Raw genomic sequence first — 26,570 nt, forward strand, 5'->3', positions numbered from 1 at the left:
GGGGACGTCCCCGGCTTTTCCCTACTCTATCATTCAGGAAAGCTTCTCAAAAGTCCGTTTCACTACTGAAATCCTGCTCAGGCTTCCACCACCCCTGAGTCGCTGATCTGTTTCTGGCAGCTACTCTCTTTTTCCTAGAATTTCTATATTTGAAAAGATTATAGCGGAAACGATTCTCTTTTGCAATCTCTTCCTTGCGAATAGCCTATTTAAATTAGGTGAACATACGAATAGAGGTGATGGGTGATGGATTGGATCTGGAAAGCTGTTCTCATTATTGTCGTAGGGACGATTATCCTGCGAATTGCTGGGAGAAAGTCTATTTCGCAGATGACGTTATCGCAAACGGTTATTATGATTGCGATCGGCTCTTTATTAATTCAGCCTGTGGCAGGAAAGAATATTTGGGTCACGTTTGGGGTGGGAGGAGTACTCGTTCTAACCTTAATTGCCATGGAATTCACGCAGGTGAAATTCGATTTTATGGAACGTTTTCTCACAGGCAGGGCTGTTTCGGTGATTGAAAATGGACAGCTGAATGAGAAAAATATTAAAAAGCTGCGTTTTACTGTCGATCAGTTGGAAATGAAGTTAAGACAAAGCAACATTACATCAATTGCTGATGTTAAGTCGGCGACCTTAGAACCCAATGGCCAGGTTGGCTTTGAGTTGAAAGAACACAAAAGGCCGGCGACTAAGCAGGATATCGATGATTTATCTCAACAGATCCTTTCATTAAAACAAATGTTGAACCCAAATCAAGCCACACAAATCCCAACGCCACCGCCGCCTGGAGAAGATTTATTTAAAGAAGTAGAAACAAAACAACACCAGCAGATTCATCCCGATCGTTTGAATTAAGGCCCCATGCAGGCATTTTGATCTATTCCTTGATATAATGGAACAGAGGTGAGAAGAGTGGAATCCATAAATACCATTGAAGAACTCCACGCATTCGTTAACGAACAACCACTTTCGATTGTTTATGTTTCTAGGACGGGATGTTCCGTCTGTCATGGCTTGCTTCCACAAGTAGAAGGTTTGTTGATGGAGTATCCTAAAATTGAATCCAGGCACGTAAACGCTGATGAAGTCCCGCAAGTAGCCGGGGAGTTTGCAGTCATGACGGTCCCTGCCGTTTTGATCTACGCCGAAGGAAAAGAACTATTCCGTAAGGCCCGCTTTGTTCCGATCGGAGAGCTGAACCAGCAACTGGCCAAACTAAATCATTTCATTAATGAAGAATAACCATCTGTTGAACCCCTCAACAGGTGGTTTTTTTATGCCATCTTATGCGGCATATATAGTCTGATAATTCGCTCAATTTTGCTTTCTCCGGCTTTTCTTGAAAATTCAATGCGCAAATATATGTCTGAGACGAGATTATTTGCGATGAGAAGCGATGAATAAGAAATATCTCTCCATGAAACCGTTTACACTAACTAATTGGCGTATATAGACCCGACTTGCAGAAAACCCCTTGAATAAGTATTGCTCAATGTTATGATGAAAAACGTCTTAAACAAAGCGAACAAAAAATGCGAACGGGAGAGATTAACCCAATATGATTAAACAAACGATTGCTTTTCTAGGTGCAGGCTCTATGGCTGAAGCGATGATTTCAGGCATGGTGGAATCCGGTAATATTCCAGCTGAGAACATCATCGTAACCAATAGAAGTAATCAAGAACGTTTAAACACAATCAATCATAAATACGGCGTACGCACGGTATTAAAAGATGAATTGAACTTTGCAGAAGTCGACCAATTCATTTTGGCAATGAAGCCAAAAGATATTGATGCAGTTCTTGCCGATTTAAAAGATAAATTGACACCAAACCAAGTACTTGTTTCTGTACTTGCGGGAATCTCAACATCTTATATGGAAGAACGATTGAATGAAGGACAGCAAGTCATCCGTGTGATGCCGAATACGTCAAGCATGCTTCGCGAATCAGCGACAGCCATTACGCCAGGACGTTTTGCAGATATGGACAATGTACTTGTTGCAAAAGAATTATTGAAATCCATTGGCGAAGTATTCGTCATTGAAGAAGATAAAATGGACGTCTTTACTGGAATTGCCGGAAGCGGACCTGCTTACTTCTATTACTTGATGGAGCACATTGAAGAAACCGGTCGTGCAGAAGGCATGGATCGTGAAACGCTACGCGAAATCGGAGCCCAAACATTACTTGGAGCAGCAAAAATGATGCTGGAACGTGATGAAAGCCCGACAGAATTACGCGAAAATGTGACATCTCCGAATGGCACAACAGCCGCTGGTCTAGACGCTCTAAATGAGGCTGGTGGAGGCCACGCGATCTCTGAAGCGATTAAAGGAGCAGCCAGTCGTTCGAAAGAATTGAGTAAAGAACTAGAAGGACTACTTGTAGGCAGTAAGTAAACAGACCAAATCGACGCGAAAATGTTAAACAGGAGTGATATGTTGAGTCAAGATAAAAAAAGGGTAGTAATTAAAATAGGGAGTAGTTCCCTCACCAGCATGCACGGTGAAGTTAGCCGCCGTAAACTAGAAAAATTAGTAGATGAAGTCGTTCAACTGAAAGACGACGGCCACGAAGTTCTACTTGTATCCTCAGGAGCCGTAGCTGCAGGGTATCGTAAGCTAGGTTGCCTTGAGCGCCCAAGCTCATTACCTGAAAAACAAGCAGCCGCATCCATTGGCCAAGGATTGTTGATGGAATCTTATTCCGATCTTTTCCTATCCCACGGTTATATGGGTTCTCAAATTCTCATTACACGTAGTGACTTCTCTGATGAAGATCGTTACAACAATGCACGTAATACAATTAATGTCCTGCTCGAACGCGGCATTATCCCAATCGTCAATGAAAACGACACGATCACGATCGACCGTTTGAAATTCGGAGATAACGATACCCTTTCTGCAAAAGTCGCAGGACTTGTCGATGCAGATCAACTGATCATCCTTTCCGATATTGACGGACTTTACGATGCAGACCCTAGAAAAAATGAGGATGCGAAACTACTCGATAAAGTCCACGAAATCACCCCAGAAATTGAAGCCGCAGCTGGTGACCCAGGTAGTGCTGTTGGTACAGGCGGTATGAAATCCAAGATTGACGCATTCAAAATTTCCATGGCATCCGGTATCTCTTCCTTCTTAGGAAAAGCAAACACACCGAACATCGTTTATGATGCTGTATACGGAAATGCAACAGGAACGTATTTTGAAACAACGACAGATTCTGAAAACCTTGATCAAAAGAAACAGTGGATTGCCTTCAACTCAGGACCAGAAGGGGAAGTCATTATCGACCATCGCGCAAAAGAATCAATCGTTGAAATGAAGAAGAGCCTTCTACCAACGAACGTTCACCACGTGAAAGGACGTTTTGAAAAAGGTGCCGTAGTCCACATTCACGACCTTGATGGAGAAGAAATCGGACTAGGCGTTGTTAATTATTCTTCAGAAGAGATGGAAGAAATGATCAGCCTGACTGAACCTGAACTCGAATCGTATGAACAAGCAGCAATCGAACGTAAAGATTTTGTCTGCCACTTAGAAGTTGCCCTGCCCGTAGGCGTTTAAAATAATCAAGGAGGTCTTTGATGACACTAACAACAAATGTGAACGTTGAAGCACAAGCAATTGAAGCGAAGAAAGCTTCGAAAAAATTGATGATTCTTACTGAAGAAGAGAAGAACGAGGCGCTTAATCACTTGGCCGATGTACTAGAACGTGAATATGAAACGATTCTGGCAGCCAATGAGAAAGATTTGGCTAATGGCCGTGAAAAAGGATTCACTGACGCATTTATGGATCGTCTATCCCTTTCCCAAGAGCGTGTAGCTGATTTTGCTCAAGGGCTGCGTGACGTTTCTAAACTTGAAGATCCAACAGGTAAAGTACTGACAGATTGGACACTTGAAAACGGTCTGCAAGTTGAAAAAGTCACTGCACCTCTAGGCGTTATCGGTATGATTTATGAAGCACGTCCGAATGTTACCGTTGATGCGACAGGCCTTGCGCTTAAATCCGGGAATGCGATTGTTCTGAAAGGTGGATCTTCCGCGATCAACTCCAACCAGGCCATCGTTGAAGTTATGCACCGTGGTTTGGAAGAAACGAAGATTCCAAAAGAAGCCGTGCAATTCATCGCATCTACAGACCGCGCAGCAACAAATGAACTTTTCAAAATGAAAGAACACATTGACGTCCTCATTCCACGAGGTGGTGGCAAATTGATCCAAGCGGTTGTTGAAAACGCGACGGTCCCTGTACTTGAAACAGGTGTTGGAAACTGCCACATCTATGTAGATAAGCATGCGGACGTTGAAAAAGCGATCAACATTCTCGTGAACGCGAAAACAGACCGCCCGGCGGTATGTAACGCTGCAGAAACACTCGTTGTCCACAAAGAGTGGTTGAACGAGAATAAAGATGCACTTATCGCGGCATTGAAAGAAAACAACATTGCTGTACACGGCGATGAGTATATCCTGGATATCATCCCTGGCTCTGTCCTTGCCGGCGAAGAAGACTGGGCGAGCGAATACTTGAGCACAGATATTGCCGTGAAAGCTGTTGACGATCTCACTGACGCGATCGCACACATCGAAACGTACGGCACGAAACACTCAGAAGCGATTGTGACCGAAGATGCAGAAGCAGCAAAGCAATTCTTTGCCCTTGTGGATGCTGCCGCTCTTTATCACAATGCATCCACACGTTTCACAGACGGTGGTGCGCTAGGCTTCGGAGCCGAAATCGGTATTTCCACACAAAAATTGCATGCCCGCGGCCCAATGGGACTTCCTGCACTGACAACAGTGAAGTTCTTGATGAAGGGTACCGGCCAAATCCGATAAGATTATTAGCAGAAGGGAAACTCTTAAGAGTTTCCCTTCTTTTTTATACTGTGGAGGGTAGGAAAGTGCCCTAACGGTTGTGGAAAGTGACTTAACGGTGCCACAAAGTGTCCTAACGAATTTTAAAGTGTCCTAACTAGTAAGGAAAGTGACTTAACGACTACTGAAAGTTACCTAACTAAATCTATCGTATATTTTCTTGCTTTCGAGTGACGATTGTTGTGGGTGCAACATTGGTTTAGGAGAGTACGAGCCACCTTCACAGATCCAATCTCAGCAGCCTCACGAAACTCTGCATTTGTAATCGTTTCTCCAATCAGCAATTGATAATCTCTCAACAAATGCAAATGCGCATCCTTCGATTTCCCTCCACACCGATCACAAAGCCAGTGATCACGGCGTCGGGCCATATCAAGAAAGCCGCACGAAGGACAGCGCACGCCCCAAATAAGCTCATCTTCAGCTATTTTATACTGCTTCATGACATCCGATTGGTAAAGGGTGTATTCTGCTTCAATACATGAGGGAAATTCATTCAAGTGAGCGTCTGTCCACACTTGTTCTCCTTTGAAACTATTCATAAAGGCTGTCAGGTGAGTAGGAAGTTGTTTAACGAGAAGGACCCTTTGTCGTTTGTTGTGGTCTTCTCCTTTAAAGGAAAGGGAGGCGTTCGAGTTAGCGATGACTATGAAAGAGTAGATAGGGATGGAGGGAAATGGAGAGCTTTGGATCCAGCGTTGCAACTGGAATTCCTGCAATTCTACTTGTACAAAAGGATCCTGAAATATCTCACTTTTTCCTTCTGTCGTTCTTATGAGCTTCCGTTGATCCAGATCGAACTGGAGCTCTCCTTTGTAGTTCTTCACCTCTAGAATGATCAAGCATTCGTGAGAAAGGAGGAGAGCATCGATCTGAAAAGGTCGGACGCCATCGTGAAGTCGGACATCCTGCAGGCTTTTCCCCGGCAAGTACTTCATGTAATGATCCGCTGTAGATTCGCCATAGTGTCCGGCAGATAAACGGCCCAGATGGTTTGCTATTTCGTCTTTCTGAGGGTGGTGGGAGGAGATCCTATGAAGAAGAGATTCAAGCTTCTGAAATTCTGGTGATTTTTCTCGTGACATATAAAAACTCCTTTTACAAAAATTTGATTCTACTATATGATGGTGTAATCTTTATTTTTAGGAGGGATTGGATGAGACAGAGAGAAGCAGTTGAAGCGATAACGGAAAGTTTGAAAAGCGATGATCTTGTGAAGGCTGTGTTTCTTAAAGGTTCAATGGGGCGCGGGGAGGAAGACGAACACTCTGATGTGGATCTGTATGTGTTGGTCGACGAGGAGGATAAGGAGTCTTTTCTGAAAAATAGGCAAAAGCATCTACAAAGCTACGATCGCATCATTTTTTATGATGATATCTTTATTATCGCTCCGCAAATCATTGCTGTATATGAAAACTTGCTGCATGTCGACCTTTTTACTGTTACAGACGAAACGCTCGTACATAAAGATTTTTTTCGTGTTCTTTACGATCCAGAAAAACGTATGGAGAAACATGAGACGCATCAGAACCTCGATTTGGATGCTCAGGACTTTTTATATGCGGTCGATGATGTGGCTTTCTTTTTTCTACAATACAAAAAAGCAGCAGAGCGTGGGAATGACCTTTGGGCTGTGAAGGTAGCCCAGGATATAGGGGTAAATGTAGCGAAAATCTTATTACAAAAATTCGCACCGGATCGAGCGCAACTGGGGTTGAAGGCTGTTCCGCGTTCGCTACCGTCCTCTCACGTGCGGGAGATAGAAAGCGTATATCGTCACATTTCATTGGACCACCATGAAAAAGCTGTCGTCCAAATGGCTGAGATTATGGATACACACCTGGAGTGGCTTGAAGAGTGTTGGGGACAAGAAACGTACACCCTGCCATTTTTGAAGAGAATGATTGCAGAAATGAAAAATAGAACTCCCTCGTAATGGGAGTTCTATCATTTAGAAAGATTGGCCGGCCATCGCCTGGGAGAGCGTCGCCGTTGTTGTGATATTTTTAAAGTCGACCCCGAGTTGAACCGCTGTCTGAGCGATTTCAGGTCGAATACCGACTACGGTTGAGGAAACACCGATCAATTGCAAACTATCGATCAATTGAAAAATTTGTTGAGCTACCATTGTGTCGACCAGATAAACACCGGAGAGATCGATGTAGAGGACATCAATGTCTTCTTCCGTACAATTTTTCAAAGTGTTTTCCAAAATGGCTGTAGCCCGCTCCGTATCAATACTACCCACAAGAGGAAGAAGGGCTCGTTCATTGGATAACTGTATAAGAGGTGAACTCAATTCATTGATCACGGTCCGTTGCTGATCAATCTTTTTATTCAGCTGATTTGATTTTTCTTCCGTGACCTTGATCATGATTTCATCGAAGACTTCGATTAATAACCGCTGCCATTCATTTTCCAAATCGCGGGAAATGGGGGCATCATGTTGAAGGATAAACTCTTCCAAAAAATCCATGTACTGTTCACGAACGCGCATGAACTCCCTGATGATTTCGTGTGTAGGGGTTTCTAGGTGGTGGGGATCACGCCCGACATCGATAATCCAGCCGTTGATCTGTTTAAAGAATTCATCGCGCTCCAAAATAAAAAGTTGACGCATATATTTATGAAATTCAAAATTTTGAGCTTTTAAATTGTTAATGGTTTCTGTATCCCGGGCTGCATATACCCCTGATACATCATGTTGATTTAACGAATCGTACCATTCTTCTGTTAAGACCTCTGCTTTCTCCAAAAGAAAGTCATGTAAAGCCTGGTTGGATTCCATTCACAAGCTCCTCTCTGTTCTATGAGCCTCTATTTGCGTGGGGTGAGAGGATCATCAGTTATTCCTATTATAAATGGTATAACTACTCATTTCCAATAGGATTGACTTAAGGTTTATAAAAAAGGGAACATACAAAGAAGGAGGTGGTGAAATGGCTTTAAGGGAAGTGTTAGTAGAGCAGTTGAAATCCATCCATGATGAGAATAGCTGGTTCGTCTGTTTCAATTATGCTGTAAAGGAATTGGAAGAACCACAGGCGGTAGAAAAACATCAAGATCAACCCCATTCGATTGCGGAGATCGTCCATCATCTTTATTTTTACAACGAACGGTACCTGAGTCGCTTCCGGGGAGAGGAAGTCGCCGAACACCCAAGACATTATGACACATTTCAAAATCACGGACACTTGGAGTGGCATGCTCGATTGGCTGAATTTCATAACGTTATGACGATGTTCAGACAAGAGCTTCTTTCCTGCAGTCAAGAAAAATTGGAGATGTGGGCAGAGACGCTTTCGAGTTTATTTATGCACAATGCTTACCATATCGGTCAAATTGTAACCATCCGTAAGCGCAACGGATGGTGGGGAATCAATCCAGTAGTGAAAGGTTAGCTTTTATGAAAAAATACAGTGCCACTCTTGCAGGCTTAGTCATTCTTATTATTGTCAGTTATGTCGTTGGGGAAGGAAGTGAAAAGCAGGGGGTTTTGAATAAAGATTCCATTCAACAAATAGCTGTAGAAATAAAAGGGGAGACCTATTCACTCGGTGGAAAAGTCGTCTGTACCCACGAAAAAAATTGTACGGCTCCTGAAGAGGAACGTTCCCTCACGCAGTTGAAGCATGAATTCGATATCAAAAAGTTTACATTGGAGCGAGGGACAGAATTGAAGCTTTCTTTTTCTAGTAGAGATCCTGACATCATCTCTTATGATGAAATAAAACCAGGTTCAGTCCGAACAAAATCTGTAAAAGGGATGAGTTTTGAAGTTTATGGCCTGGATGGAGTTGAAAAGTTCTACCGTATAGGGGTTCAGTGGAAGCATGGGGATGGAAAAACGACGCGAGCTTACTATCCGATCGCAGTAAAAATTATTTAAAAAACGTGCAGGAACGAGGTTCCTTGCACGCTTTTTAAATTATTCTTCAAATTGAGACATAGCGTCGTTCGCTTCATGACGTGTTGCCATCAATGGTGTCGTCGGCTCTAAACACGAAATGCTGCAGAAACAGTCAAGGTCTACAGTTATGCAGACGCCTGTCGCACGAAGGTTACGGATCGAGTTTCCTGGGAAATAGTCACAAACGTCTTTTTTCTTACAAGATCTCTCTGGTTGTGACCCCTCTGTATTTACAGGAATTAAAAGCTCAAGTTTGACGCATTTGCCATCGTTCGTGAATTTTTTCGCTCTAAAAATAGGAGAGCTCAAGCAATCAAGATATGTGCTTTCAGACATTCTTACGTGCTTACGAATTACTCCACTACCGATGAATGGTTTGCAGTCTTTGCAGTACAAAATGAACGGGATGGTTGTGTTGCGTGGTGTCTCATCAGCAGGTGACAGCAGATCACGAATGGATCGGTCACAGCTGACATCACAGCAACCGTTGTCCATCAAAGCAGCCACTTCATCTTGTGCCTTGATGATTTCTTTAATAACATCACGCACACAGTCCTTATCTTTTCCTTTACAACTCATAAAAACATTCGCCTCCTTTATCTTTTTCTATACATTTTATGGAATTTAATAGAGAGTGCTTGTATAGAGGCCTATGATTCTAAGAATCTTCATAGATTGTAAAATGTTAGGTGAACGCCAAGGCAACGAGAGGATAGAGGCATATCTTATAGTACTAAGAGTTCATACAAGCTCAAGGTTCATGGTTTACCACAGACCATGGAAAATTTCCCTACGGTATGGATGCCAGCGTACACTGGCATCTTTTTTTTGCTTTTACAGTTCACATAGCCGGACGAAAATGGTCTATGAACGGCCTCTTCCACAGTAAAGGCCTTAGTTGGCAGCTACGAATTGATCAGCGTAAATGAATATTCATTCACTTTTGTTGAATTTTCAGAATAGTAGGTATAAAATGGATGCATACTAACCGTTTGGTATGTTTTTGGAGAAGGAGGGAAAAGGGTGAACTTCGATTACTCTGAGAAAGTGAAAGGGTACCTGGAAAAGCTCCAACGGTTTATGGATGAACAGGTTTATCCTAATGAGTCGGTGTATGAGGACCAGTTAAATGCACAAAAGAATCGCTTTTCTAAAGTGCCTCCAATTATGGAAGAGCTGAAATCGAAAGCCAAAGAGGAAGGGCTTTGGAATTTATTTTTACCTGATGATACATATGGAGCAGGCCTCTCAAATCTTGAATACGCTCCGCTCTGTGAGATGATGGGACGCTCGCTCATAGGTCCCGAGATTTTCAATTGCAATGCACCTGATACGGGAAATATGGAAGTGCTAGCCCGTTATGGAAGTGATGCTCAAAAAGACGAATGGCTGGAACCTCTTTTGGAAGGGGAAATCCGCTCTTGTTTTTCGATGACCGAACCAGATGTGGCTTCTTCTGATGCGACGAACATTACATCAAGCATCACACGAGATGGTGATGATTATGTGATCAATGGTCGAAAGTGGTGGTCTTCAGGAGCAGGAGATCCAAGGTGTAAAATAGCGATTTTTATGGGGAAAACAGATCCAGAAGCTAATCGTTATGAGCAGCAGTCGATGATTCTTGTCCCTTTGGATACAGAAGGTGTTCACATGAAGCGCATGTTGCCTGTGTTCGGATACGACCATGCTCCTCATGGCCATGCGGAGATAGATTTCCACGATGTCCGTGTACCGAAGGAAAACATGATTTGGGGAGAGGGAAAGGGGTTTGCTATTGCACAAGGGCGTCTTGGCCCTGGAAGAATTCATCATTGCATGCGATTGATTGGGGCTGCGGAACGAGCGCTTGAAGAATTATGTAAGCGCGTACAAAAAAGAGAAGCCTTTCATCGTCCTTTAGCCGAGCAGGGAGTCATCCGGGAATGGATTGCCGATTCCAGGATTGAGCTTGAACAGGCTCGGCTGCTTACTTTGAAAGCGGCTTATATGATGGACACCGTTGGTAATAAAGAAGCGAAAACAGAAATTGCGATGATTAAGGTAGTAGCCCCGAATATGGCATTGAAAGTCATCGATCGTGCGATCCAGGCTCATGGAGCGGCTGGGGTCAGTGATGATTTCACTTTAGCTGCTCAGTGGGCGAACTCCCGTACATTGAGGCTGGCTGACGGACCTGATGAGGTTCACAGGAGACAAATTGCAAAACTTGAATTATCCAAATACGAGGAGTGAAATCATGCATGTAAAAGATCTTTTTGACTTGAAGGGAAAGACGGCATTGATTACGGGAGGCGGCCGTGGACTTGGTGAGCAAATAGCAGAAGGTCTTGCGGAAGCAGGAGCGAATATCATTGTTTGTTCCCGCAAAAAAGAGGCGTGTGAGCAGACGGCGCTCCGACTGGCAAGTGAATGTGATGTGGAAACCCTAGCCCTTGAATGCGATGTGACGAACCCTGAAGATATTGACCGTGTTGTCGATGAAACGATCGCTAAATTCGGAGCGATCGATATTCTTGTTAACAACAGTGGGGCTACATGGGGAGCGCCGACCCTCGACATGCCGCTCGAAGCTTTCCAGAAGGTTATGAATGTCAATGTGACGGGGACTTTTCTTATGTCCCAGAAGGTCGGCGAGCATATGGTCAAGCAAAAATCAGGAAAAATCATCAACATCGCTTCTGTTGCCGGCCTGGGTGGAGCGGATCCAAGGTTTATGGAGACGGTCGGTTACAATGCGAGCAAAGGGGCGGTCATCACATTTACGAAGGATCTTGCTGTGAAGTGGGGAAGGCATAATATTCAGGTGAACGCGCTCGCACCAGGATTTTTCCCGACTAAAATGTCGAAAGGTGTGCTTGAGCACGGTGGAGATTTCATACTTGATCGGACCCCTCTCGGCCGATTCGGTTCAGAGGAGGAGTTAAAAGGAGCTGCTCTTTTTCTGGCAAGTCGAGCATCCAATTATGTAACTGGAGACGTTCTTGTTGTCGATGGTGGTATGCACGCCTCTTGTTAATGGATTTTGTTTAGTTAGGACGGTAGAGATGAAACAAAAAATGATGGACACGATTATAAAATTATTCGGTAAAAAGGGGTTCCAGGCCACTTCAATCCAGGACATTGTTGAAGCGAACGGAGTGACGAAGGGGACATTTTATTACTATTTCAAGAACAAAGAAGATGTGCTCGTTCATATTCATCAATCGTTTATTGATCACCTTTTGGAAGGGCAGGAGAGGATCATCAATAATAAGGACCTTTCCAGAAGTGATCAATTGTATCACATCGTAGAATTGTTGATTCAAAATATACGCACCAACGGTCATAGTGCGCTTGTCTTTTTTCAAGAAATGAGACATCTGAGTGATGAAAAGACAGCAATCATATTGCCGAAACGCCAACAGTTTCAAGCGAATATTCAGCATGTGTTGGAAGAGGGGATGAAGACTGGAGAATTCAAGAAAGACTTGCGTGCGGATATGTTGTCTTATGCGGTCTTAGGGATGGCAAACTGGAGTTATTTTTGGTACGAACCTGACGGAGAGGTGGATGAACAGTCACTGGTGCATGTATATATGCGTTTGATTTTCAGCGGAATTAAGGAGGAGACCAATGACCATTAAACATTTAGCGGTTGTCGGAGCGGGCAGTATGGGACATCAGATTGCTATGCTCGGTGCATTAGCCGGGTATGAAACCAAGCTTCAGGACATCAGTCAGGAATCTTTGGAAAAGGCTGAGGTGAAGCTGACAGGGATTATGGATCGGTGGGTGAAAAAAGAAAAGATTACTCAAGACGTACGTGAAGATGCTTTTGCCCGCCTTCAATTTACAACAGACCTGCAGGAAGCGGTATCTGAAGCGGACCTAGTTATTGAAGCTGTCGTTGAAAAATTGGAAGTAAAACGGGAAGTGTTTGCCGAGTTGGATGCGTATGCACCGTCTCATACGATCTTTGCGACCAATTCATCCACCATCGTCAGTTCTTTGGTTGCTGATGCAACGTCCAGGCCTGAAAAGGTGTGCAACATGCACTTTTTCTTCCCGCCACTCGTGATGGATTGTGTGGAAGTCGTCAAAGGTGAACACACCTCAGAAGAAACAGGAGCTGTTGCTATGAAAGTATGCGAAGACATGAATCGAACAGCAGTCCTCCTGCAAAAGGAAATCTCGGGATTTATCGCCAACCGCATTTTGTTTGCCATACAAAAAGAAGCGATGAGCTTGTATGAGGTTGGATACGCCGGTTATGAAGATATCGATAAAATTGTGAAGAAAGCACTGAACCATCCGATTGGACCGTTTGAATTGATGGATTTGTCGGGAATTGATGTTGGTTATTATGTCATGCAGCAACAATTTGCGGAAACAGGCGATCCGAAAGACCGTCCATCTAAAACGCTGGAAGAGAAAATGAAAGCGGGAGAGCTCGGTCGCAAAACAGGGAAGGGTTTCTACACGTATGAGAGTCCTGTAAAAAGTTGAGGAGGAAAGCGAATGCATGAAATGGAAGTGAACGTCAGGTTTTGTGAAACCGATTTATTGGGGCACGTGAACAACAATAATTTCTTTGTCTATATGGAGGATGCACGTATTCGATTTTTTAATGACTTAGCGCTGGTAGGAGACGATTGGAACTTCATTCTTGCTTCGACCAAATGTGATTTCATTAAGCAGGTGTATTTTAATCAGACGCTTTTGATTCAGAGTCATGTCGTAAAAGTTGGAAATTCCAGCTTTCATTTAGAGCAGGACATGTACGAAAAAGAATCGGGAGAGCTTGTCGCCAAAGGCTTGTCGGTCATTGTTCAATTTGACTTTGAGCAGCAAAAAAGTATCGCATTGACACCAGAGATGAAAGAGTCTTTATCATCCTATCAACTGGCAGCTAATTAAGGGAGGTCCTTCATGGTTTATACAGAAGATACTAGACCTGTCCGTCAAGGGGAGGAACTTGATGGAGATAAGATCGAGCGTTATTTGAGGGAGAATTTAGAAATTCCTACAGGAGACATGCAGATCAGGCAGTTCGGCGCGGGTCATTCCAACTTGACCTATGAACTGTCGGTGGGGAAGGAGTGGAAAGCGGTCTTACGTCGCCCGCCAATGGGGCCGGTGGCTCCCAAGGCGCACGATATGGAACGTGAATTTAAAGTTCTACAATCGTTACATCCGGTCTATCCTTTAGCACCGAAACCCTATCTCTATGAATCTGGCCATCTGATCGGACGGCCTTTTTTTCTCATGGAACGCAGAGAGGGTCTTGTTTTTGATCACACTTTCCCAGATGGGGTGGAACCGACGGAGGAACTGGGGAGACAACTATCAGAAACGATGGTCGACCGTCTCGCAGAACTTCATTCCCTGGATTATCGGGATACTTCCTTGAAACAGATGGTCAAGCCAGAAGGTTTTATGGAGAGACAAGTGCACGGGTGGATACAACGTTATGAAAAAGCGAGAACGGACGATGTGGTTTCGGGAGAGCGTTTGAAAAAGTGGTTGGCGGATCATATTCCCACTTCCAATGATGTATCCATCATTCATTACGACTATAAGTTGAATAATGCCATGTTCAGTAAAGATGATCCTTCTGAGATGGTAGGTTTGTTTGACTGGGAAATGACGACCGTCGGTGATCCTATGGCCGATGTTGGTGCTGCTATGAGCTATTGGATTCAAAAAGACGACCCGGAACTTCTGAAGACAGGACTAGGGAAGCCGCCGCTCACGGTTCGTGAGGGGTTCTATACAAGAGGTGAATTCATTCACCGCTATGCTGAAAAGAGTGGTCGTAATGTAGAAGATATCGATTATTACTTGACCTTCGCTTATTTCAAACTGGCCGGGATTGTCCAGCAAATCTATTACCGCTACAAAAAAGGACAAACAGAGGATCCAAGATTCTCAGGAATGCATGTTTTCGTCAACCAACTCATCCGTCATGCGGAAGAAACAGCAGGTCTATAGTATGGGAGAAGTCCAGGTCATCTTTAAGAAAGAAGATATACAGCCGGAAGAGCTGAAAGGGAAAGTCGTCGTTGTCTTTGATGTCTTATTCGCTACCTCAACGATCACAGCGGCTATCGCGGATGGTGCATCCAGTGTCATCCCTGTGTTCAGTGCGGAAGAAGCCCGGAAAAAAGCGGAACAATTCAACGATCCTTTCGTCATGGCCGGTGAAGATAAAGGGAGAAGGATTGACGGTTTCCTCCCACCGCTAAGAACCCACTTAAAGTCAATCATAAAGAATAAGCACTTAATTTTGACGACGACAAATGGGACGGTGGCTTTACACCAATCAAGGCTTGCTTCCTCTCTTTATGCATCTTCACTCTTGAACAATCCAGCGATGGCTGTGCATATGGCAGAGCGCCATAAAGGAGACCATGTCGTTCTTATTTGTGCAGGTTCAAGTGGAAAATATACGGTTGAAGATTTTTATGGCGTAGGCAGTTTAATCTATCACATGCAACAGAAGGGAAATTGGGAGCTCTCCGACGCGGCTGTCACGGCACTCGGATTTTACGAAGGGTGTGGTGCTGGAAAGGAATTATTAAGGAACTGCAGGATAGGAAAATTGCTTGTAAACGCTGGGCTTGATCCGAAAGAAATTGACTTTGTTGCTGAGGAAGGTTTATTCGATTCGATACTAACGTATGACCGTGAAAGCGGACAAATCAAGGAGGAAAATAATGCAACCAGTTCAGCATAACATTCGTGGCGGTGAGTTCTTATTTTCGGAAGTATCCGAGGAGTCTGTGTTCACACCGGAGGATCGGACAGATGAGCATAAAATGATAGCTTCCACTGCTCGACAATTTATTACCCGGGAAATCCACCCGAATAGGGAACGTATTGAAAACGGAGATTTTGATTTCGTAGCGAAAAAGATGCGCCAAGCTGGAGAATTAGGGCTTCTTGGTCACAGTATTCCGGAGAACTATGGGGGTTTAGGGTTAGATAAAATCAGTAAAGGGATCGTTGGTGAGGCCTTGGGAAATGCAAGTGGCTATAGTGTTGCCCATTCCAACCATACGTGTATCGCTACATTACCCATCACCTATTTTGGCAATAAGCAGCAAAAAGAAAGGTATTTGCCCAAGCTCGCATCAGGAGAGTACATAGGAGCTTATTGTCTAACAGAGCCTGAAGCCGGATCAGATGCCCTTTCCGCTAAAACGACCGCTGTCCTTAATGATACAGAATCTCACTATCTATTAAATGGGACAAAGATTTATATAACCAATGCGGCTTTCTCTGATACGTTTATTGTCTACGCGAAAGTGGACGGAGAACATTTTACCGCATTTATCGTGGAGAAGGATTTTCCCGGCCTTTCAATCGGACCTGAAGAAAAGAAGATGGGCATTAGAGGTTCCTCTACATGTTCAGTAGTCATGGAAGATTGTGAGGTGCCGGTTGAAAACCTGCTTGGAGATGTTGGTAAAGGACATCTGATTGCTCTTAACGTACTGAATTTAGGACGTTTCAATTTAGGATTTGCCACAATGGGAGCAGCTAAGTACAGCTTTCAGTTAGCCCTCACACATGTAAGAGAAAGGAGACAGTTTAATAGAAGTATTGCAGAATTTCCTGTAACGAAGGAGAAACTCGCCAGGATGGCTGCACAAATCTATGGCACAGAATCTTTACTTTATCGAACGGCCGGCCATATAGAAGCTTCGCTTTATAGTCACTATGATTCTGAGGATCGTTTAGCCACAGCTAAAGCGATGAATGAGCATAAACTCGAAGCGGCGATTTGTAAGGTTACTGGGTCTGAAACGCTGGATGAGATAGTCGATGAGGCTTTGCAGTTGCATGGAGGAGCTGGATTTATTAAAGAATATCCGATTGAACAGGCGTATCGGGATTCTAGAATCAACCGGATTTTTGAAGGCACTAATGAAATTAACCGTCTATTGATACCGGGTGCCTTTCTACAAAAAGCAGCGAAAGGAGAATTCGACGCCGCATCTTTAATGGGAAAAGCGGAACATTCTTTGAAAAACGGTGGTTTTAAACGCCCTGATCCAAGGCAGGAAGCTGTTGCTTTACTTAAGGATTTGTATCTCGTATCTGCAGGTGCTGCTTATCGCATGTACGGAAAAGGCATTCAGGAAGAACAGGAAATTTTAATGAAGCTCGCTGATCTTGCGATTGAAATCTATCGTGTCGAGTCAGCGGTTTTGCGGACAAGAAAAGCAGCACAATCGAAAGATCCAAACCTTCCATTAAAGGAGATGATGACCTATACATTAATCGAGCACTCTACTTTAAACGTACAATGTTCGATTTCACAACTCCTGTCCACTCTTTTAAAAGGGGAGGAACGGGTTCAAACGTTACGTCATATTCCCGCACTATTGAGTGAATATCAGTGGGAAGGATCGATAGAAAGAAACCGTGAGCTTGCCAACCGAATGATTGCAGCAGGTCAGTTTGTATCATAAAAAAGGAGATGATAGAAATGAAATTAGGAAATGATCACTTAACTGTCGACATTAAAGGACCAGTCATGTCTTGTGTGCTGAACAGACCGGATGCCTTGAATGCTTTTTCAGATCAAATGATTTTGGGATTGCAGGGAGCATTAGCTGAAGCGGAACGTAATGATGAAGTGAAAGTTGTGGTTCTTTCAGGGGCCGGTCGGTCTTTTTCAGCTGGTGGAGATGTGAAATCTATGGGGACGGGTGATGCCCAACAATTGTACGATCACGTCGGAGAACTTAATCAATTGATTTTAAAGATCAAAGATTTAGCTAAGCCGGTGGTGGCTGTCGTGCATGGGTATGCAGCGGGAGCCGGATTCAACCTCGCCCTTGCCTGTGACCAGATTCTCGCAGGAGAAGAGAGTAAGTTCGTTCTCAGTTTTGCACAAGTTGGACTCGTGGCGGACGGTGGAGGCCATTACTTCTTATCTAGATTGTTGGGTCCTTACCGGACGAAAGAATTGCTATTCCGTGCAGAACCCATTCCTGTTGAGACCGCAGCTGAATGGGGACTTGTCAATCGTGTCATACCACTAACTTCTTTAGAAGAAGAGGCGATGAACTATGCCCTTGCTCTTTCAAAAGGTCCGGGTAGAGCGATGGGGATGATGAAAAAGATCGTTGATCAGGCTGAACGCTCAGACTTAGCTGCGATTCTTGAGCAAGAGAGAATGACACAGACCATGATGATCTCAACGGAAGATCATAAAGAAGGCGTGCAAGCATTTAAAGAAAAGCGAAAACCTAATTTCGTAGGGAAATAAGGAGGAATACAATGAGAGCGATTCAGTTTAAAGAATATGGAGGACCTTCCGTATTGGAAGAAGTGGATGTCGACCGTCCAGAGCTTGAGGAGGGAGAAGTTCTCCTCAAGGTTCATGCCATTGGAGTGAATTATGCGGACACAGCAAGGCGTGAGGGGGCGTATGTTGTACCCACACCTCTTCCTTTTATTCCTGGTGCGGAAGTAGCCGGAGTAGTGGAAGAAGTTGGCGAAGGGGTGAACCGTGTTTCTAAAGGAGACCGTGCCGTCACTCTTATCGGATCAGGTGGCTATGCGGAATATGTGAAGACGAAAGAAAGCACTTTGATTCCTATTCCGAATGAGGTTACTGATGAAGCGGCTGTTGCTTTACCCTTACAAGGTCTAACCGCTTATCATATTCTCACAACTATGGGAAGGTTGGAGAAAGGAGAAACTGTTCTTGTTCATGCAGCGGCCGGTGGAGTTGGTTCGCTTGCCGTTCAGCTTGCTAAACATTTCGGCGCTGGAAATGTCATCGCGACAGCAAGCTCGGACGAAAAGCTGAAGTTAGCCCGGGATTTAGGAGCGAATCATGCTATTAATTATACGAATGCCAATTGGCGTGAAGAAGTCCTCGAGGCCACTGATGGGCGAGGAGTCGATGTTGCGCTCGAAATGGCGGGAGGAGATATTTTTCACGAGACCGTCAAATGTATGAGAGCATTCGGGAGAGTGGTTGTTTATGGAGTGGCAAGCGGAGAGTCTGCTCAAATGTATCCATCAGGACTCATGAATCGGAATTTATCAGTGATCGGATTCTTTTTGCCACAGATTATGAAGAAACCCGTCCTTTTTGAAAAAAGCTTGAATCATTTATTGAAAATGGTAACGACCGGTGAACTGAAGTTGACTGTAGGCGGAGTGTTTCAATTGGAAGAAGCGGCTCATGTGCATGAGGTCATGCAAGGAAGGAAGACAAAAGGAAAGCTTGTCTTGAAGCCATAACATGAAAAGTGCGGCAGACTTGTTCTGTCGTATTTTTTTGCAGGAAGAAGAGAGGATTTTGTCGAATACAAGTGGTCACAGATAAAAAGGGGGAGAAGACCAATGTTTGAACACAGAATCGATAAAGATTTATCACTTAAATTGATTGACCACCGTGACGCGGAAGAGTTATTTGCCCTCTCGGATCGTTCCAGGGACCACATAAAGACGTGGCTGCCTTGGATCCATTTTACGAATGAAGTTGAAGATACGAGAAACTACATAAAGATGAGTTTGCGCAGGTATGCAGAAAACAACGGTCTGACCGTTTGTATTCTTTATCAAGGAAACCTTGCAGGCGTGGTGGACTTTCATGAATTGGATGAAAAGAACAAAGTTACAAGCATCGGCTACTGGATGGGAGCCGATTACAAGGGAAAAGGACTGCTTACACGTTCCTGCCGAGCCCTGTTCGACTATGCATTTGAAAATCTGGGTATGAACCGTATTGAGATTCGGGCGGCATCTGAAAATAAAAAGAGTCGGGGAGTACCGGAGCGATTGGGTTTCAAGCAGGAAGGTGTTATTCGGCAGGCAGCGCGTCTCTATGACGAATATACGGACCATGTCGTTTATGGCATGTTAAAAGAGGAATGGATGAAGAAGGAGGATGTCACTTGACCATCACGTCTGTTCAACAAATTCAAAAAAAGAGCCCGGTTAAAAAGGAATGTGAAGATGCCTATGTAATGAACGAGCAGGCTTGCATTTATGGCGTTTTAGACGGAGCTACTCCCCTCGTCTGTTTTGCGGACGAAGCAGGTCATAATGGAGCATATCTTGCCGCGCAAATTTTCAAAGATCAATTAGAAGGGTTAAAGGGTGGAGAAGGATTAACAAGAGCAGTAGAAGAGGCGAACCTCCATCTGAAACAAGAGATGGAAAGGTACTCTGTAAAGACAGATTTCGGAGAGGAACGCTGGTCCACATGTGTGGCCGCAGTTGAAGTCATGGATGAACACATTCATTATGTTCAGCTGGGAGACTCTATGATTCTTGTAGAGGATGAGCATGGAAAGGTTGCTGTCGTTACCAAAGACTCTGTAAAGGGGATTAGCGGAAGGGCGAAGCAAAAACGTACCGAAGCTCGAAAGCGTGGGGAAAAACTCCCTCCCGAAAGCTACTTTGATATACGAATGAACCAACTTCGTTATAATCGACGGCTCGCGAATGTGGAAGGTGGGTATACGGTCGCGAATGGAATGCCTGAAGTGATGGACTACATAGATAGAGGCGTCATAGATAGAAAAGGGATCCGAAGCCTATTACTGATCTCTGATGGTCTTTTTCATCCACAGCTTACCCTAGAAGAAACCTTTCGTAACATTCGTGAAGTAGGGTTGGAACCCTATATTGATGAGTTGACCGACTACTTGAAAAAACATGACCTCCATATAGATGACAGAACAGCTGTGTGGATTAAACTGAACTAAGTGTACCTTGTTTAAGGTACACTTAGTTTTGGTTGCTCATGTTACGACAGCCAGGACAAACCCGTCATACCCTTTGCTTCCAACCGTTTGAAAGGCTGTGGAATCAAGGTGTGGGTGGTTTTTTAATAAATCGAACATTTTCCGGATGCCGACAATACTCTTGTCGGTGCTTTCTGAATCAAGTACTTTTCCATCCCGGACCACATTATCCACTAAGATCGTCGTTCCAGGTCTGGATAACTTCATGACTTCTTGAATGTAGTGGGGGTTATTATTTTTATCAGCATCGATGAAAATGAAATCGTAGGGTTCACGTCCCTCCAAGGTAGGCAGGGATTCTAGCGCGGGTCCGACAATTACCTCTATCTTATCTCTCACTTCTGCCTTTTCCATGTTCCCGGTTGCAACTTCCGCATGTTTCGGATTGAATTCTAGAGTTGTGATCTGGCCATCTTCAGGCAGGGCTTTCGCCATCCAGATCGTGCTGTATCCGCCGAGTGTACCAATTTCCAATACATTTTTCGCCGCTTTCATTTTCACAAACAGCTGCAGCATCTTCCCTTGGGTTGCCGACACGTCAATGGAAGGGAGTCCTGCTTCTTCGTTTGCTTTTAGCACACTCTCCATGACAGGATCTGAGGAGATTAACTGATCAACAAAATACTGATCCACTTGCTTCCAGGTATTCAAATTACTCAACCAAACCACTCCTTATGAACAAGTTGATTCTAGTGTAATCTTCCTTCATTAAAAATACGAGCGAAAAGCTACTTCTTATAAACAGTTCTTTATTAAATGATGGAGCAGTCTTGTTTAAGACGTGGTTTCGAGTATTACTGGAGTTCGCTGCTATGTTGAGCGGCAGGGTTGGTTGGGTAGTGGATGTACACCTCTAATATCTGTGCGTTAGTCGTGGTTCTCTGTCATTTGATAGTCTTTGTTTCAAGATACTTATATGGCAAGGAGCTGCGAGGGATGGGTAGACCCCTATCCATATGTGTGGAGGCGCCTCGATCAGCGGGAATGGACTGGACGGAGATAAAGGAAACACGAAAAAAAGGAGCTCAGTTGGCCTGAGCTCTTTGGGAGGTTAACTGAAGAGTCTTGGTATTCCCTGGATGAGGGACATGCCGCCCATGTAGGACATGGCAATGACGATAAGGACTCCGAAGATAGTCAACCATAGAGGGTGTTTGTAATCCCCGACGATTTTTTGTTTATACGCGGCTATCAACATGACACCCAACGCAATAGGTAGGATCAAACCATTTAACGATCCAACAAGGATCAATACTTTTACAGGTTTTCCTACAGAAACGAACACGGTCGTTGAAATGACAATAAATGCGACAATGAACCACTTGTGATGTTTGTTGATGGTTTTACTGAATGTACGAATGAATGAAACGGATGTATAAGCGGCTCCTACTACAGAAGTTACGGCAGCGGCCCACATGATGACACCAAAGATTTTGTATCCGACATTTCCTGCGGCTGCCTGGAAAACAGATGCTGGTGGGTTTTCAGGGTTCAGTGTGAAGCCTGAAGCTACAACGCCTAAGGAAGCAAGGAAAAGGAAAATTCTCATGACAGAAGCAATTCCGATGGCCGACACGGAACTTTTCGTGACTTGCGGAAGTGCTTCTTTCCCTTTTACGCCAGCGTCTAGGAGGCGGTGCCCACCTGCGAAGGTTATATATCCTCCAACGGTTCCCCCTACGAGCGTGATAATCGCAAGGAAATCGATCGTATCAGGGACGAAAGTTTTCGTGACGGCTTCCCCAACAGGAGGTTGAGCTGAGAACATAACGAAAATCGTTAATGCAATCATGATGAATCCCGCAATTTGTGCGAAACGATCCATGACTTTACCAGCTTCTCGAACAAGAAATACGGCGACAGCTACAATGCCGCTGAATAATGCACCCATTTCAGGGGAGATTCCGAAAAGAACATTGGTACCAAGGCCTGCCCCTGCAATGTTTCCAATATTAAAGGCCAATCCACCGGCGACAATGAGCACAGATAAAAATACTCCAAGGCCGGGGAGGAGGCTGTTGGCGATGTCCTGGGCTGGTTTTTCTGATATGGCAATGATCCGCCAGATATTCAGTTGGGCCCCGATATCTATAATAATGGAAATTAAGATGACGAATCCAAAACTAGCTGCAAGTTGTTGAGTGAAGTGAGTCGTTTGTGTTAGAAAGCCAGGACCAATGGCGGATGTCGCCATCAGGAAAGCGGCTCCTAACAGGAGACTTCTTGTAGATTGTTCCTTCATGGAGTAGCTCCTTTGCTGTGTGTATTGTTCTATGGTTTGCTTATCTTTGAATGAAATCCCCGATAGATTGAAGGGTGATATCCGATTCTTTCAAAGCTTTTGTAATGTAATTGGCAAAATCGATGGCGCTCGCTCCGTCACCATGGATACAGATGGTTTGAACATCAATATCAATATCGGTTTCCTGGATGGTCCGAACTTTGTTTTCTTTAATCATACGAATGACTTGTTCTACGGCCTGCTTGTGATCAGTGATAAGCGCGTTCGGTTCTCTCCGGGAAGTAAGAGATCCATCATTTTGATAGGTACGATCTGAGAAAACTTCATTGGCTGTCTTCAGTCCTTGTTCGTGTCCGGCTTTTACGAGTTCACTTCCTGCCAGACCAAAGAGAATGAGTTCTGGGTCCACATCGTAAACGGCTTTGGAAATGGCACGGGCCAACACTGGATCTTTTGCAGCCATGTTAAACAGGGCACCGTGAGGCTTGACGTGTTGTAAACGAGCTCCTTCGGTATCCGCAAACCCCTTGAGTGCTCCGATTTGATAGACAACCATATCATAGGCTTCTTCTTCAGAAATATCCATAGGTCGTCGTCCGAAGCCAGCTAGATCTGGCAGCCCTGGATGGGCGCCGAGTCCAACGTTATGCTCCAATGCCATCTGAACTGTTTTTCTCATAGTGGATGGATCACCAGCGTGATAACCGCATGCGATGTTGGCGGACGTTACGTATTTTAAAATTTCTTCGTCGCGGCCGATGGTATAGCGACCAAAACTTTCTCCCATATCACAATTCAAATCGACCATATGCATGGAATCTCCTCCTTAACGAAGTTTCGTTTCTATTCCTCTTTGTAATTGTTTTAAATTACTTTCTTTTTCTAATAGGAGGTGTTGAGCTTCTTCATGGGTGATCCATGAGAAACGGATTTCCTCTCCAGGACGCATTTGTGCGATTTTCGGCAAATCAATGGAAACCACTTGTCCAATTTTCGGGTAGCCACCTGTAGTCTGGTGATCCGCTAACAATAGAATTGGATTCCCGTCAGGAGGCACTTGAATGGTGCCGAATGTGACAGCTTCTGAAACGATATCTTTCTTATTGTCAAGATGTAGGATCGTTCCGTTTAAGCGGTAGCCCATCCGATCTGATTTTGAATCAATTTGAAATGCCTCGTTAAAAAAATGTTCTTGGCTTTGCTTTGTGAATAAGTCAAATTCACGGCCGGGCATGACTCTGATCGGCTGATCGTTCTTCATGTAATCGGTGAATTCCGTACCGACAAACCAGGACGCTTCTTTAAAAGACTGAGACTTTTCTGCAGTTTTTGCTAGTTTTTCTAAATGAACAGATTGGGAATCACGATGTTCCAAACGGAGTTGGTCCCCTTTTTCTAATGTTCGTCCATTGAAACCACCCAAGCCTGCGCGCAGATAGGTGGACGAGCTCCCCATAATCTTCGGTACCTGAAATCCTCCTGCAATGGAAAGGTAGGTTCTGAACCCTTTCTTGGGTTGACCGAAACGAAGTTCGCTTCCTTTTTTTATGAACAAAGGCTTCCACATGGAAACACTGTCACCATCGATCATCGGCGTAAGGTTACCACCACAAATTGAAATGTAGGCATCCTCTTGAAATTCAAGGACAGGTCCCATGAGCGTAATTTCCATCGTAGCTGCATCGGGAGAATTTCCGACGAGGAGGTTTGCGATTCGGTGGGCCTGTTGATCCATGGCTCCACTGACAATGACTCCATCCTTTTGATAGCCAAACCGGCCTGTATCTTGGATGGTTGTCATCAATCCTGATTTTAATACCGAAATCATTAGTTCCCCTCCTTACATTGATCAAATTCCGCTTTATCAATACGAGTAAAACGAATGCGGTCTCCCGATTGAAGGAGAGAAGGGTGGTCTTTGTCTGGTTCAAAGAGTTTAAGTGGGGTTTGTCCGATTAACTGCCATCCACCTGGAGTTTCGATAGGATATACTCCTGTTTGCTCTCCTGCAATTCCAACGGAGCCTGAAGGGATCGAGAGCCTGGGATTGTCGCGACGTGGTGCGGCAATGTTTTTATCCATGCCTCCTATATAAGGAAAACCTGGTGCGAATCCTATCATATACACAAGATAGTTCCCCTTCATGTGCGTTTCTATCACTTCTTCTTCGCTCATGCTATTGTGTGAAGCGACAAAGGAGAGATCTGGTCCCAATTCTCCTCCGTAACACACAGGAATTTCTATCGTTCTTTCGTCAAATTGATAGGAAGAGGCCTGGGATAATAATGCGTGTACTTTTTTCCTTGCCCACTCGTAGGGGAGGGTATCTTGCGAACGCGTTTGTTTAGCTATGTAATAGGGGTTGTAGAGAATGGTTAGAGTAGTAAAAGCTGGGATGTATTCAATCATCCAGTCAGGCTTTTGTTCATCTAATTTTGCAGCAGCTTGACGTACCTGTTGATTGGTTTCCTCATTTATAGATTGTCCAAAATCAACAAGGAGCGCCTGATCTCCAAGAGGATGAATGCTTATATTCAAAAAAATACCTCCTATGCATAATAAAATGGTGATGATAAGCCCCTGAAAGATGAAAGGGTGTAAACATTTTTGTGTAAACCAGCCGTAGTTTCAATCAGAATATTTCACCGTATGTCATTTTTTCTAACTTATCGACGTTAATATCGTATCCTATTTTTTCTGCTCTTTCAATTCGACCAAGGACCCCATTGGTTTAATAACCCTTTATAGCAGGAAATATAACACAAAATGAATCAATAAGGAGGACAATGAAATGCCGTGGGATACGGACGATTATCCAAGCTCTCTTAAAAACTTAGAGACACCAATCCGAAAAAAAGCGATTGCCATTGCGAATGCTATGATTGATGAAGGGTATAAAGAAGGACAGGCCATTCCGATCGCTACAGAACAGGCAAAAGAATGGTATGAAAATGCAGATGAAAAAGAAATCAATTCTGTGAAGCAAATGAGCGATAAAAACTTGAAAACAAGGGATGGAGAAGGACCAAAGGGAGAGAGTCGTCCAGAACTTTTGGAAAAAGGACAGCATGTAGTCGCACACGGTGAAGGATGGGCAGTGAAAACGGAAAAGGCAAAACAACCGTCCAATGTTTTTGATAATAAACAAGAGGCCATTGAACGAGCGAAAGAGATCGCCAAAAATAAAGGAACGCAAGTAGTGATTCATAAAAAAGATGGTAGTATTAAGGAAAAAATGTCAATGGATGGAGAATCTTAGGTTTATATCTAATCCTAGCTGGTTATATAGCTTATATAATAAAAATTCAAGGAGGAATTCAAAGTGGCTGAAAGTAGAAATCAAGCTGAACATGTAGTTTCTCATGAAGATGGCTGGGCAGTAAAAGCAGAAGGTGCTGAACAACCGACGAAAGTTTACGAAAACAAACAGGATGCGATTGATCGTGCAAAAGAAATTGCCCAAAACAAAGGGACTTCTGCGGTCATCCATACTAAAGAAGGTAAAATTCAAAATCATTACAACTACAGCAGCTAATCACACATAAAAAAAGCACTCCAAAGCGAGTGCTTTTTTTATGTCTTTAATAGATAAAGCAATATTAAACAAAATGGCAGGATTCTTGAAGACTCGATTTCGAGACTTTTGTGGGGGTTAGGGGCTCCGGGAAAAGGTTCGCTTTCCGTGGGCGAGTGATGAGCCTCCTCGAGCTAACTCTCTGCGGGGTCTCATCTACCACGCACTTCCCACAGGAGTCTCACCGTT

At 44.1% G+C, this 26,570-nt stretch carries 30 protein-coding genes and 1 other annotated feature (1 of these 31 cut by a window edge); of the genes, 22 read left to right on the forward strand and 8 right to left on the reverse strand.

Annotated elements, in window-relative coordinates:
• Nucleotides 1-145, reverse strand: a binding site (T-box leader) (it extends 69 nt beyond the left edge of the window).
• A gap of 101 nt (nt 146-246) precedes the next feature.
• The 5 genes from ACXACN_RS18840 (at nt 247) to ACXACN_RS18860 (ending at nt 4,857) form a co-directional block, all read left to right on the forward strand.
• Nucleotides 247-861 carry a DUF421 domain-containing protein gene (locus ACXACN_RS18840; protein WP_474966532.1) on the forward strand — a complete coding sequence of 205 codons (615 nt, stop codon included), beginning with the start codon at nt 247-249 and terminating at the stop codon, nt 859-861.
• A gap of 57 nt (nt 862-918) precedes the next feature.
• Nucleotides 919-1,248 carry a thioredoxin family protein gene (locus ACXACN_RS18845; RefSeq protein WP_474966533.1) on the forward strand — a complete coding sequence of 110 codons (330 nt, stop codon included), beginning with the start codon at nt 919-921 and terminating at the stop codon, nt 1,246-1,248.
• Between the two features lie 316 nt (nt 1,249-1,564).
• Nucleotides 1,565-2,407 carry a pyrroline-5-carboxylate reductase gene (proC, locus tag ACXACN_RS18850; protein WP_474966534.1) on the forward strand — a complete coding sequence of 281 codons (843 nt, stop codon included), beginning with the start codon at nt 1,565-1,567 and terminating at the stop codon, nt 2,405-2,407.
• Nucleotides 2,408-2,446: 39 nt separating this feature from the next.
• A complete protein-coding gene (gene proB / locus ACXACN_RS18855) occupies nt 2,447-3,577 on the forward strand; it encodes a glutamate 5-kinase (protein ID WP_474966535.1) in 1,131 nt (376 codons plus the stop codon).
• Between the two features lie 20 nt (nt 3,578-3,597).
• Complete coding sequence (locus tag ACXACN_RS18860; protein ID WP_474966537.1) at nt 3,598-4,857, forward strand: glutamate-5-semialdehyde dehydrogenase; 1,260 nt, start codon at nt 3,598-3,600, stop codon at nt 4,855-4,857.
• Nucleotides 4,858-5,027: 170 nt separating this feature from the next.
• Here the strand turns inward: ACXACN_RS18860 and ACXACN_RS18865 are convergent, their stop codons facing one another.
• A complete protein-coding gene (locus ACXACN_RS18865) occupies nt 5,028-5,981 on the reverse strand; it encodes a nuclease-related domain-containing protein (RefSeq protein ID WP_474966539.1) in 954 nt (317 codons plus the stop codon).
• A gap of 71 nt (nt 5,982-6,052) precedes the next feature.
• On the opposite strand from ACXACN_RS18865, the gene ACXACN_RS18870 reads away from it, so the two are divergent.
• Nucleotides 6,053-6,832 carry a nucleotidyltransferase domain-containing protein gene (locus ACXACN_RS18870; protein WP_474966541.1) on the forward strand — a complete coding sequence of 260 codons (780 nt, stop codon included), beginning with the start codon at nt 6,053-6,055 and terminating at the stop codon, nt 6,830-6,832.
• Between the two features lie 15 nt (nt 6,833-6,847).
• Here ACXACN_RS18870 and ACXACN_RS18875 read toward each other — a convergent pair whose 3' ends face one another.
• On the reverse strand, nt 6,848-7,684 hold the full coding sequence (locus ACXACN_RS18875; RefSeq protein WP_474966543.1) for an STAS domain-containing protein: 837 nt from the start codon (nt 7,682-7,684) through the stop codon (nt 6,848-6,850).
• A 151-nt stretch (nt 7,685-7,835) separates the two neighbouring features.
• Between ACXACN_RS18875 and ACXACN_RS18880 the strand changes: the two genes are divergently transcribed.
• Together ACXACN_RS18880 and ACXACN_RS18885 are read left to right on the forward strand one after the other, a co-directional pair.
• A complete protein-coding gene (locus tag ACXACN_RS18880; RefSeq protein WP_474966545.1) occupies nt 7,836-8,297 on the forward strand; it encodes a DinB family protein in 462 nt (153 codons plus the stop codon).
• Nucleotides 8,298-8,302: 5 nt separating this feature from the next.
• Nucleotides 8,303-8,785: a hypothetical protein gene (locus tag ACXACN_RS18885; RefSeq protein WP_474966547.1), complete on the forward strand. Its 483-nt coding sequence runs from the start codon at nt 8,303-8,305 to the stop codon at nt 8,783-8,785.
• A gap of 39 nt (nt 8,786-8,824) precedes the next feature.
• Here the strand turns inward: ACXACN_RS18885 and ACXACN_RS18890 are convergent, their stop codons facing one another.
• Entirely contained in the window at nt 8,825-9,385 is a 561-nt protein-coding gene (locus ACXACN_RS18890) for a CotY/CotZ family spore coat protein (protein ID WP_474966549.1), read from the reverse strand.
• 444 nt (nt 9,386-9,829) lie between these two features.
• Between ACXACN_RS18890 and ACXACN_RS18895 the strand changes: the two genes are divergently transcribed.
• The 12 genes from ACXACN_RS18895 to ACXACN_RS18950 all read left to right on the forward strand — a co-directional run bounded on the left by ACXACN_RS18895 (nt 9,830) and on the right by ACXACN_RS18950 (nt 20,526).
• Nucleotides 9,830-11,041: an acyl-CoA dehydrogenase family protein gene (locus tag ACXACN_RS18895; protein ID WP_474966550.1), complete on the forward strand. Its 1,212-nt coding sequence runs from the start codon at nt 9,830-9,832 to the stop codon at nt 11,039-11,041.
• Between the two features lie 4 nt (nt 11,042-11,045).
• Nucleotides 11,046-11,825: an SDR family oxidoreductase gene (locus ACXACN_RS18900; protein WP_474966551.1), complete on the forward strand. Its 780-nt coding sequence runs from the start codon at nt 11,046-11,048 to the stop codon at nt 11,823-11,825.
• A gap of 28 nt (nt 11,826-11,853) precedes the next feature.
• Nucleotides 11,854-12,432, forward strand: a complete 579-nt coding sequence (locus tag ACXACN_RS18905; RefSeq protein ID WP_474966553.1) for a TetR/AcrR family transcriptional regulator — start codon at nt 11,854-11,856, stop codon at nt 12,430-12,432.
• Nucleotides 12,422-13,294: a 3-hydroxyacyl-CoA dehydrogenase family protein gene (locus tag ACXACN_RS18910; RefSeq protein ID WP_474966555.1), complete on the forward strand. Its 873-nt coding sequence runs from the start codon at nt 12,422-12,424 to the stop codon at nt 13,292-13,294. Before ACXACN_RS18905 ends, ACXACN_RS18910 begins: the two co-directional genes overlap by 11 nt.
• A 12-nt stretch (nt 13,295-13,306) precedes the next feature.
• Nucleotides 13,307-13,705, forward strand: coding sequence for an acyl-CoA thioesterase (locus ACXACN_RS18915; protein ID WP_474966557.1), 399 nt, complete (start codon nt 13,307-13,309; stop codon nt 13,703-13,705).
• 12 nt (nt 13,706-13,717) lie between these two features.
• Complete coding sequence (locus ACXACN_RS18920) at nt 13,718-14,779, forward strand: phosphotransferase family protein (protein WP_474966559.1); 1,062 nt, start codon at nt 13,718-13,720, stop codon at nt 14,777-14,779.
• A 1-nt stretch (nt 14,780) separates the two neighbouring features.
• Nucleotides 14,781-15,524, forward strand: a complete 744-nt coding sequence (locus tag ACXACN_RS18925; protein WP_474966560.1) for a 2-phosphosulfolactate phosphatase — start codon at nt 14,781-14,783, stop codon at nt 15,522-15,524.
• Nucleotides 15,505-17,265 carry an acyl-CoA dehydrogenase family protein gene (locus ACXACN_RS18930; RefSeq protein ID WP_474966562.1) on the forward strand — a complete coding sequence of 587 codons (1,761 nt, stop codon included), beginning with the start codon at nt 15,505-15,507 and terminating at the stop codon, nt 17,263-17,265. The genes ACXACN_RS18925 and ACXACN_RS18930 overlap by 20 nt, the downstream gene beginning before the upstream one ends.
• Nucleotides 17,266-17,282: 17 nt before the next feature.
• The gene (locus ACXACN_RS18935) at nt 17,283-18,068 is read left to right on the forward strand and encodes an enoyl-CoA hydratase/isomerase family protein (protein ID WP_474966563.1); all 786 of its coding nucleotides are present in this window, start codon (nt 17,283-17,285) and stop codon (nt 18,066-18,068) included.
• Between the two features lie 11 nt (nt 18,069-18,079).
• Nucleotides 18,080-19,054 carry a quinone oxidoreductase family protein gene (locus ACXACN_RS18940; protein ID WP_474966565.1) on the forward strand — a complete coding sequence of 325 codons (975 nt, stop codon included), beginning with the start codon at nt 18,080-18,082 and terminating at the stop codon, nt 19,052-19,054.
• A gap of 102 nt (nt 19,055-19,156) precedes the next feature.
• On the forward strand, nt 19,157-19,714 hold the full coding sequence (locus ACXACN_RS18945; RefSeq protein ID WP_474966566.1) for a GNAT family N-acetyltransferase: 558 nt from the start codon (nt 19,157-19,159) through the stop codon (nt 19,712-19,714).
• Nucleotides 19,711-20,526: a protein phosphatase 2C domain-containing protein gene (locus ACXACN_RS18950; RefSeq protein WP_474966568.1), complete on the forward strand. Its 816-nt coding sequence runs from the start codon at nt 19,711-19,713 to the stop codon at nt 20,524-20,526. The genes ACXACN_RS18945 and ACXACN_RS18950 overlap by 4 nt, the downstream gene beginning before the upstream one ends.
• A gap of 36 nt (nt 20,527-20,562) precedes the next feature.
• Here ACXACN_RS18950 and ACXACN_RS18955 read toward each other — a convergent pair whose 3' ends face one another.
• The 5 genes from ACXACN_RS18955 to pxpB form a co-directional block, all read right to left on the reverse strand.
• The gene (locus tag ACXACN_RS18955; protein ID WP_474966569.1) at nt 20,563-21,225 is read right to left on the reverse strand and encodes an O-methyltransferase; all 663 of its coding nucleotides are present in this window, start codon (nt 21,223-21,225) and stop codon (nt 20,563-20,565) included.
• A 391-nt stretch (nt 21,226-21,616) separates the two neighbouring features.
• Nucleotides 21,617-22,807, reverse strand: a complete 1,191-nt coding sequence (locus ACXACN_RS18960; RefSeq protein ID WP_474966571.1) for an NRAMP family divalent metal transporter — start codon at nt 22,805-22,807, stop codon at nt 21,617-21,619.
• Nucleotides 22,808-22,847: 40 nt separating this feature from the next.
• On the reverse strand, nt 22,848-23,621 hold the full coding sequence (locus ACXACN_RS18965; RefSeq protein WP_474966572.1) for a LamB/YcsF family protein: 774 nt from the start codon (nt 23,619-23,621) through the stop codon (nt 22,848-22,850).
• A 12-nt stretch (nt 23,622-23,633) separates the two neighbouring features.
• Nucleotides 23,634-24,635, reverse strand: a complete 1,002-nt coding sequence (locus tag ACXACN_RS18970) for a 5-oxoprolinase subunit C family protein (protein WP_474966573.1) — start codon at nt 24,633-24,635, stop codon at nt 23,634-23,636.
• On the reverse strand, nt 24,635-25,345 hold the full coding sequence (gene pxpB, locus ACXACN_RS18975; protein WP_474966575.1) for a 5-oxoprolinase subunit PxpB: 711 nt from the start codon (nt 25,343-25,345) through the stop codon (nt 24,635-24,637). The genes ACXACN_RS18970 and pxpB overlap by 1 nt, the downstream gene beginning before the upstream one ends.
• Before the next feature lie 253 nt (nt 25,346-25,598).
• Here pxpB and ACXACN_RS18980 point away from each other — a divergent pair, with 253 nt between their 5' ends.
• A complete protein-coding gene (locus ACXACN_RS18980; protein ID WP_474966576.1) occupies nt 25,599-26,066 on the forward strand; it encodes a DUF2188 domain-containing protein in 468 nt (155 codons plus the stop codon).
• A 63-nt stretch (nt 26,067-26,129) separates the two neighbouring features.
• Entirely contained in the window at nt 26,130-26,342 is a 213-nt protein-coding gene (locus ACXACN_RS18985; protein WP_474966577.1) for a DUF2188 domain-containing protein, read from the forward strand.
• Nucleotides 26,343-26,570: the final 228 nt, after the last annotated feature.

The organism is Halobacillus sp. AWM4_238, assembly GCF_056158265.1.

Bases quoted from the DNA above. Each gene is read 5' to 3' on its own strand.
- ACXACN_RS18865 (WP_474966539.1), bottom strand. From the start codon at position 5,981: ATGTCACGAGAAAAATCACCAGAATTTCAGAAGCTTGAATCTCTTCTT.
- ACXACN_RS18930 (WP_474966562.1), top strand. From the start codon at position 15,505: ATGCAACCAGTTCAGCATAACATTCGTGGCGGTGAGTTCTTATTTTCG.
- ACXACN_RS18900 (WP_474966551.1), top strand. From the start codon at position 11,046: ATGCATGTAAAAGATCTTTTTGACTTGAAGGGAAAGACGGCATTGATT.
- ACXACN_RS18860 (WP_474966537.1), top strand. From the start codon at position 3,598: ATGACACTAACAACAAATGTGAACGTTGAAGCACAAGCAATTGAAGCG.
- ACXACN_RS18940 (WP_474966565.1), top strand. From the start codon at position 18,080: ATGAGAGCGATTCAGTTTAAAGAATATGGAGGACCTTCCGTATTGGAA.
- ACXACN_RS18980 (WP_474966576.1), top strand. From the start codon at position 25,599: ATGCCGTGGGATACGGACGATTATCCAAGCTCTCTTAAAAACTTAGAG.
- proB (WP_474966535.1), top strand. From the start codon at position 2,447: ATGTTGAGTCAAGATAAAAAAAGGGTAGTAATTAAAATAGGGAGTAGT.
- ACXACN_RS18890 (WP_474966549.1), bottom strand. From the start codon at position 9,385: ATGAGTTGTAAAGGAAAAGATAAGGACTGTGTGCGTGATGTTATTAAA.
- ACXACN_RS18915 (WP_474966557.1), top strand. From the start codon at position 13,307: ATGCATGAAATGGAAGTGAACGTCAGGTTTTGTGAAACCGATTTATTG.
- ACXACN_RS18965 (WP_474966572.1), bottom strand. From the start codon at position 23,621: ATGCATATGGTCGATTTGAATTGTGATATGGGAGAAAGTTTTGGTCGC.
- ACXACN_RS18840 (WP_474966532.1), top strand. From the start codon at position 247: ATGGATTGGATCTGGAAAGCTGTTCTCATTATTGTCGTAGGGACGATT.
- ACXACN_RS18880 (WP_474966545.1), top strand. From the start codon at position 7,836: ATGGCTTTAAGGGAAGTGTTAGTAGAGCAGTTGAAATCCATCCATGAT.
- ACXACN_RS18920 (WP_474966559.1), top strand. From the start codon at position 13,718: ATGGTTTATACAGAAGATACTAGACCTGTCCGTCAAGGGGAGGAACTT.
- ACXACN_RS18870 (WP_474966541.1), top strand. From the start codon at position 6,053: ATGAGACAGAGAGAAGCAGTTGAAGCGATAACGGAAAGTTTGAAAAGC.
- ACXACN_RS18970 (WP_474966573.1), bottom strand. From the start codon at position 24,635: ATGATTTCGGTATTAAAATCAGGATTGATGACAACCATCCAAGATACA.
- ACXACN_RS18945 (WP_474966566.1), top strand. From the start codon at position 19,157: ATGTTTGAACACAGAATCGATAAAGATTTATCACTTAAATTGATTGAC.
- ACXACN_RS18875 (WP_474966543.1), bottom strand. From the start codon at position 7,684: ATGGAATCCAACCAGGCTTTACATGACTTTCTTTTGGAGAAAGCAGAG.
- ACXACN_RS18910 (WP_474966555.1), top strand. From the start codon at position 12,422: ATGACCATTAAACATTTAGCGGTTGTCGGAGCGGGCAGTATGGGACAT.
- ACXACN_RS18935 (WP_474966563.1), top strand. From the start codon at position 17,283: ATGAAATTAGGAAATGATCACTTAACTGTCGACATTAAAGGACCAGTC.
- ACXACN_RS18925 (WP_474966560.1), top strand. From the start codon at position 14,781: ATGGGAGAAGTCCAGGTCATCTTTAAGAAAGAAGATATACAGCCGGAA.
- ACXACN_RS18960 (WP_474966571.1), bottom strand. From the start codon at position 22,807: ATGAAGGAACAATCTACAAGAAGTCTCCTGTTAGGAGCCGCTTTCCTG.
- proC (WP_474966534.1), top strand. From the start codon at position 1,565: ATGATTAAACAAACGATTGCTTTTCTAGGTGCAGGCTCTATGGCTGAA.
- ACXACN_RS18885 (WP_474966547.1), top strand. From the start codon at position 8,303: ATGAAAAAATACAGTGCCACTCTTGCAGGCTTAGTCATTCTTATTATT.
- ACXACN_RS18905 (WP_474966553.1), top strand. From the start codon at position 11,854: ATGAAACAAAAAATGATGGACACGATTATAAAATTATTCGGTAAAAAG.